This is a genomic window from Paenibacillus sp. EZ-K15, from assembly GCF_002573715.1.
Lineage (GTDB): Bacteria > Bacillota > Bacilli > Paenibacillales > Paenibacillaceae > Paenibacillus_AQ.
The window spans coordinates 220553-228032 of record NZ_PDHM01000010.1 but is presented as its reverse complement, the minus strand read 5'-3'; the positions used below and the strand labels follow the sequence as shown (position 1 = coordinate 228032).

6 protein-coding genes are annotated in these 7480 nt (G+C 49.0%); all 6 read right to left on the bottom strand.

Going from position 1 to position 7480, the window contains the following annotated elements:
• Nucleotides 1-375 precede the first annotated feature (375 nt).
• Nucleotides 376-2112 (bottom strand): LysM peptidoglycan-binding domain-containing protein, encoded by a 1737-nt coding sequence (locus tag CRG97_RS08045; protein WP_098742559.1) that lies wholly within the window; start codon nucleotides 2110-2112, stop codon nucleotides 376-378.
• A gap of 163 nt (nucleotides 2113-2275) precedes the next feature.
• Entirely contained in the window at nucleotides 2276-3160 is an 885-nt protein-coding gene (gene ilvE, locus CRG97_RS08040) for a branched-chain-amino-acid transaminase (protein WP_098742558.1), read from the bottom strand.
• On the bottom strand, nucleotides 3161-4048 hold the full coding sequence (pheA, locus tag CRG97_RS08035) for a prephenate dehydratase (protein ID WP_098742557.1): 888 nt from the start codon (nucleotides 4046-4048) through the stop codon (nucleotides 3161-3163). It abuts the gene before it with no gap.
• A complete protein-coding gene (gene thrB, locus CRG97_RS08030) occupies nucleotides 4045-5013 on the bottom strand; it encodes a homoserine kinase (RefSeq protein ID WP_098742556.1) in 969 nt (322 codons plus the stop codon). The genes pheA and thrB overlap by 4 nt, the downstream gene beginning before the upstream one ends.
• Nucleotides 5010-6083 carry a threonine synthase gene (thrC, locus tag CRG97_RS08025; protein WP_076323143.1) on the bottom strand — a complete coding sequence of 358 codons (1074 nt, stop codon included), beginning with the start codon at nucleotides 6081-6083 and terminating at the stop codon, nucleotides 5010-5012. The genes thrB and thrC overlap by 4 nt, the downstream gene beginning before the upstream one ends.
• A gap of 62 nt (nucleotides 6084-6145) precedes the next feature.
• Nucleotides 6146-7432, bottom strand: a complete 1287-nt coding sequence (locus CRG97_RS08020) for a homoserine dehydrogenase (RefSeq protein ID WP_076323142.1) — start codon at nucleotides 7430-7432, stop codon at nucleotides 6146-6148.
• Nucleotides 7433-7480: the final 48 nt, after the last annotated feature.

Sequence of the window (7480 nt, the reverse complement as noted above, 5' to 3'; positions counted from 1 at the left end):
GTTTTCAAAGATCAACTTCTTCGTTACCGGCGAATCTCGTTCGCACCAGCAACTCTTATAATATATCATGTTCGTTTCGATAATGCAAGAGGTTTTTTTAGAAAGTTTTTTTAAGTTCTTCTTAAGTCCTTCATTACTTTCGGTTGACCTCTATCCCGCCGCAATCTTGCTTATCGCGACTGGATTTATAATGTATCATATTTCCCAACCCGATAGCAATACATAATTTCTTCCAAATGATAATTTCTTTATAAATAGCTATTAGTAGTATTTCATTACAGTAGATTCATAGACAGTATGTCGGACGAGCATACAAAAGGGACCGAGATGAGGTCCCTTTTGTTTAACTATAACCAGGCATTCATTGATGATGTCTTAACTCTTAATCCAGGGATTGTGGCGCTTGCCTTTTGATGAGACTTGAGGCTTGCGTGATTTCTTGGCTGCTGTTCTTGTTTTATTAGCTTGCTGACGATGGACTTTGGCTCTTTCCTTAGCATTCTCTTCAATGGCGGTATCTCTGGATCCGGATGGTTCCGTATCATTCTCAACGTCACTGCTGACCGACATATTATATTGCTTCGTTTCGAAAGGAGCCGACGGATTGAATGCCGAATCGAGCTGCTGATCATTTTGCCGATCATACCAGTTCTGTTCATATGGATTTACAAATGGAGGATATGCTCCTTGAGTTCCCATGAGTTCGGACGGATATCCGTATGGCCTAGCATTGTAGTCCATTCCACCCTGCCAAGGTTGATACGATACCGCCATGTCCGGTGCATGCTGATAATGCCCGTGTTGCGGCATGTTATAGTGCGGACTAACTTCTCCCCCGTGGCATCCGCATGGAGACGGCACATAACCATATGTCGCCGCTGTATGATGATGCTCAGGATATGGATGATAATCGGAACCCACATTCCCTGTATACGATTCCGCGATCGAGAACTGGGAATATTCCAAGCTCATCGGCTGTTCAGAAACACCCGGATATCCTGAAGCTGCATTTCCCCAGCCTTCATTATAGGAAACGGGCATCGATTCCTGCGGAATATGGTGATACGGATGGACGGCTGGGCCGTAATCTGCACCATGCCATTGTTTAGGCTCATGGCAACCACATGGCCCTTCATGAAAACCACCGTATGGAGGCATCATAAATGCAGGCGCTTCTTGAAAAGGAAATTCCGGACATGGATGTGGCATCATATGAAGTGGCATCTCCATAAATGGCGGACATGGTTCGGCCATGGGATGGATTGGGTGAGGTAACGGCATGGCTTTAACAGGGTACGTATACTCAGGTTCTATTGGTTTATATGGCGGTTTAAAATCTGGTTTGTACTCTGGTTTGAATTCAGGTTTGAATTCCGGCTTGAAATCAGGCATGATTACAGGCATTTTAAAATCAGGCATGACATCCGGTTTCTTGACTTCTGGCAGGATCTCTGGTTTCTTGACTTCTGGCAAGATCTCTGGTTTCTTGACTTCCGGCAGGATGACCGGCTTCTTGATTTCAGGTAAAATCTCCGGTTTGTACTCCGGTTCGAATTTCTTAGGCTCCTCGGGGAAAGGCGAAATCTCAGGAAGTTTCGGCAAAATCGGCGGCTCGGGCTCCTTAACTTCCGGAACAACCGGAGGCTGCTCGATCGGCGCTGTGATTTCTTCCTTTACTCCTGTGTAATCCTTGCCGCCCGGCTTCTTCTTGCCCGGGTTCGAACCACTGCCGCTGCTCATCGAAACCCCGTCATCTGCGCCCGACTCCGAATATACGCCTGATGAAGGGATGTTCACGACCTCTCCCACCAGCAGGGCATTCGGATTCTTAAGCTGCGGGTTGGCATCAATGATTTCCTTCAGGGTTACGCCCCATGCCTTCGACAGTTTCCAGAGGGAGTCCCCCTGCTTTACCGTATGCTTATGGATAATGGGTTGGCTGCCGCCTGGTACCGGAACAGGCTCTGTCGGTACTTTGATTTTGGCACCGACATCGAGCTTATTCGGATCCACCAGCTGTGGATTGGCATCGATGATTTTCGCTAAAGGAACGTCGTATTTTTTGGACAGCTCATATAGGGTGTCGCCTTCCTTGACGATGTGTATCTTCACGCCGCTAAAACCTCCTACACTCTTCTAGGCGTCATGTAATTCGCCCGCTTTCGTTACTACATCCTATGCACGGAATAGGCGATTGACATCCCTCTAGGCAAAAAAAATCCTTTCATCGACATGAAAGGATTTTTTAAGTCGTTTATTTAGCTGTCCAAAAACGTTAGGATTCCCACACTTTATAACCGTCTTGATCCACAATTTTGCGGAATTCCTCGAGCAATTGAAGCGTAATTGGACCAGCCTGCCCTATTCCGATCATCCGTCCGTCAATTTCGCGAGCGGCGATGACCTCGGCGGCGGTTCCTGTAAAAAACACCTCGTCTGCAATATATACGTCATGCATGCTGAAAGGCTCTTCCTTCAATTTAATGCCGAGTTTATCGCATAAATCAATAATCGCCTGACGCGTAATGCCTTCAAGCGCACCAAGGTAGCACGGTGGCGTGGTGACCACGCCGTTTTTCACGATAAAAATATTGTCCCCGGAGCCTTCCGTCACATATCCTTGTGCGTTCATCATGATCGCTTCATCCGCTCCCGCAAAGTTGGATTGGATCTTCACAAGAATATTGTTCAAATAGTTCAGAGACTTGATTTTCGGATTGAGCGCATCCGGAATGTTACGGCGCTGGGCTACGGAAACGGCCTTCAAACCGTTCAGATAGGCTTCTTCAGAGTAGATCGCCAGCTGTTCCACAATGATCAACACCGTTGGTTTAGGGCAGCGACGCGGATCCAGACCCAGATTGCCTGCACCTCGGGATACTACGATACGGATGTACCCGTTCCGCATATCGTTGCGCCGAATGGTTTCGGCCGTAGCCTCCAGCAGCTCATCATATGCCAGTGGGATGACTAAATCGATGGACTTGGCGGAATCGTACAGTCGATCCAAGTGTTCCTTGCACTTAAAGATGTTGCCGTTATATATCCGAATGCCTTCGAATATGCCGTCTCCGTACAAAAATCCATGGTCAAAAACGGATACTTTTGCATTCTCTTTTGTGACGAATTCTCCATCCAGATAGATCCATTGCTCTGACATTTACTTAACCTCCATTTTCTCACTCTCGTACGCATATCCCGGATAAGTACCCAGCACACGAACCAAACATCCCAGCGCTTCAATCTCTCCTATGGCGGCGAGCAATAGAACGGAATCCGCTGCGGCCATGACATCGATATAAAAATAGTAATTACCGAGTTTCTTCTTCGTCGGACGGGATTCGATCCGCGACAGGTTCAGGCGCCGCCAAGCAAAAGCAGAAAGCACCTGATGCAGCGCTCCCGGCACATCCTCTGGCAGGGTCACGAGAATGCTGGTCTTGATATGCTCCGGCGAACGGTTGACTGACATCGGCTCGCGTCCGATCAGGACAAACCGGGTGTAATTGTTATCATGGTCGGTTATACGCTCGGCAAGCAGGTTTAATCCGTGAGTGGCTGCGCCAAGTGAAGTGCCGATCGCCGCCCAGCCCTGCCCGGGATTTTCCTTTACGATCTTAACCCCTTCAGACGTGCTGCCTACTTGCTCCAACTCAGCCTGTGGTGCAGCCTTCGCGAGGAACTGACGGCACTGTGCCGTTGCTACTTGATGAGACCAAATTTTTGTGATTTTACTGTAATCCATCGTACCGTCATTTGAACGGAACTCGGCAGCATTTCCGATCAGGTTTTGAATGGAAGGATAGACCCACTCTACCTGCATCGGAAGATCCACCTCATTAACCAACCAATCCATATGAAGGCTCACGGAGCCTTCGATGGTATTCTCAATCGGGATCACGCTGTAATCGCTTTTTCCTTCTACTGTAGACATAAATACATCAGAGATCAGTTTATGGTGGACAAACTCCACCGGCTCACCGTTAAGGAGATAAAGTATCGCTTCATGAGATACCGATCCTGAGGGCAACAAGGCTATTTTTTTCATGCGGTAACTTCCCCTCTAATCATATCCAAAAAGGATCTATTGTTTATATCATCCAAGAGCTGGACGCCTTCCGCAACTGGATTTAATGGGTAGCACGAAGACGAGATTCCTTCCGCCTTCATCGTCTCCAATAAATATGCGCTCAATTCTTCTACCCGCGAATCGTTCCGATCCACCAACGCAATCATCGTCGGACCCGCTCCGCTCAGCGCAATACCGAGCGCTCCGTGGCTTGTAGCTTCAGCCAAAATTTTGGTCATCCCTGGCACAAGCGGTACCCTATAGGGCTGATGAATCCGGTCTTGCATTGCGGCACGAATCAAATCCAGTCTGCCTGCCGAAAGAGCCGCGGTCATCAAGGAGGATCGACTAATATTATATACAGCATCCGCTAAACTGACCTGGGCGGGCAGAGCTTCCCTTGCTTTGGATGTCGCCAACTCGAAATCAGGAATAACGACGAGCGTTCCGAGGTCTGCTGGAGGTTCAATACGTATATAATCCGCATGGGCTCCGTCCCATACAGCCGTAATAATCCCTCCAAATAAAGAAGCCCCTACATTATCCGGGTGCTTCTCAAGATCCGTCGCCATGTCAAAAAGCTTGGAATCGGGAAGCGGCGAACCGATCAGCGCATTGGCAGCCGCCAGCGCCCCTACAATCGCCGATGCACTGCTGCCAAGGCCGCGGGTAAGCGGAATTTCGGAATACATGGAAATCTCGAGATCAGGAACAGCCTGTCCCGCTTCTTCAAAAACCATCTGAGCCACCTTGTAGATCAGGTTGCTCTTATCCGTCGGAAGACCGCACATCTCATCACCATGTAGATGGAATACGGTCCGCTCCGACGCCTTCATCTCGATCCAGGAATATAAAGACAATGCCATGCCGAGTGTATCGAATCCAGGTCCCAAATTAGCCGTACTGGCCGGAACCTTCACCCGGACACCTTGAGACAAACTCATACCCGTGCAGCTCCTTCAAGCTTAGCAATAGCATCCATTACGGCTGATTCTGTATCCGATACGACGAGCGGTTCAGCGTTCACGGTAGAAATGGCGATATTCGGATCCTTGAGCCCATGCCCTGTCAGCACACAGACAACGGACTCTCCACCTTTAAAATATCCTTCGCGCTTCATTTTATAAACGCCTGCGATGGAGGCAGCCGATCCAGGCTCGGCAAAAATGCCCTCACGCGATGCAATTTTGCGGTATGCTTCCAAAATTTCTTCATCCGTTACGTAGTTAATCTGTCCACCGGATTCCTCTGCGGCCGCAACCGCGGTTTTCCAGCTGGCCGGGTTCCCGATACGGATGGCAGTCGCTACCGTTTCCGGATTCGCAATAGGCTCTCCCTTCACGATCGCCATAGCACCTTCTGCTTCAAATCCTAGCATTTTCGGCAGTGAAGATGATTTACCCGCTGCATGGTACTCTTTAAATCCTTTCCAGTAAGCGGAGATGTTCCCCGCATTGCCGACCGGAATCGCCAGCACGTCCGGAGCTTTCCCTAACTGGTCAACAACTTCGAATGCAGCCGTCTTCTGGCCTTCGATTCGATAAGGATTCACGGAGTTCACAAGCGCAATCGGATGCTTCGCCGTAATCTCACGCACGATTTCCAGCGCGCGGTCAAAATTGCCCTCAATCGCAATAACCTTCGCTCCGTAGATCATCGCCTGGGCGAGCTTGCCCAGCGCAATATTATTGTTCGGAATGATAACGATACAATTTAATCCGCCACGAGCGGCATAAGCAGCAGCTGCTGCAGACGTATTACCCGTGGAAGCGCACATAATAGTGCGGCTTCCCTCTTCCATTGCTTTTGCCACGGCCATTACCATCCCACGGTCTTTAAATGAACCCGTGGGATTAAGCCCTTCAAATTTGAAATGAAGATCAATTCCGAGCTCTTCGGATAGATTCACGGCTTTGATCAGGGGGGTGTTCCCTTCCTTAAGCGTTAGAAGCGGAGTACGCTCATTCACCGGCAAATATTCTCTGTAGGTTTGAAGCAATCCTTCATACGGCATCTCTCATGTTCTCCTTTTCTTATGAAAAAATTATATCGGGTTATTTAATGAGTTCTAATCCCTTATCCTTCAACACGGTAAACACTTTTAATCCGGCGAATGACTTCCAGGCCTTCAAAATGATTCAGCACTTCATCCATATTGGCTTTACTCGCATTGTGCGTGACGATGATAATCTCTGCGTCCGGATTATGCTCGTTCGGCTGCTGAACAACGGATTCCAGGCTGACGTTATATTCGGCGAACACCTGCGTAATTTGGGCAAGCACACCTGCTTTATCGTCGACATGAAGCAAAATGAAGTTCTTGTACATGATCTGCTCATCGGTTTTGAGTTTCTTCGGTTTGTATGGAACGATGGCTTTGAGGCCGTTGACGCCGAGCTTCAGATTCTTGATGACGGCAACCAGGTCTGCAACAACGGATGTAGCGGTTGGCATCTCGCCGGCGCCTGCTCCGTAAAACATCGTTTCACCTACAGCTTCTCCGTATACATAAACCGCGTTAAATACCCCATTCACGGCCGCGATAGGATGTCCTTTTCGAACCATCGTAGGCTGAACCGTGATGCTAAACTCATCGTCCTGACGCTCCGCTATACCCAGAAGCTTCATCTCGTAGCCCAAACGCTTCGCATAGGCGATATCTTCTTTGGTCACTTGCGAGATTCCCTTAACGGTTACATCCTGGAGCTCAACGTTCGTGCGGAAGCCGAGTGTCCCGAGTATCGCCATTTTGCGGGCCGCGTCCAAGCCTTCCACATCGGAGGTCGGATCGGCTTCTGCATAACCCAGCTCCTGAGCTTCTGCCAGGACATCCTCATACGATGCGCCTTCTTGGCTCATCTTGGTCAAAATGAAGTTGGTTGTACCGTTCACGATCCCCATGATTTTCATGATTCGATCCGAGGAGAAGCCTTCAATCAACGTGCGGATAATAGGAATACCGCCAGCAACGCTTGCCTCGTAGAACACGTCGCACTGCTTCTCTTGCGCCTTGGCTAATATTTCGGCACCATGGAGAGCCATCAGATCCTTATTCGCCGTTACGATATGCTTGCCGCGCTCAAGCGCTTCGAGGATATAGGTTTTTGTCTGCTCAATCCCGCCCATCACTTCAACGATGACATCAATCTCAGGATCGCGGATGACCGCCCATGGATCTTCCGTCAGTTTATTCTGGTCCACATTGATACTGCGGTACTTCTCCAAATGTTTGACAGCGATGCGTTCTATCGTAATCGGCGAACCGACCTGGCTGCTCAAATCCTCCTGATGCCCCTCAACGATGCGGACAACCCCTGTCCCTACGGTTCCTAATCCCAAAAGTCCTACTTTGACCGGTTTCATTAATACATACCTCCTGTATCCCATCGCATAGATATCTATTTATTCGTC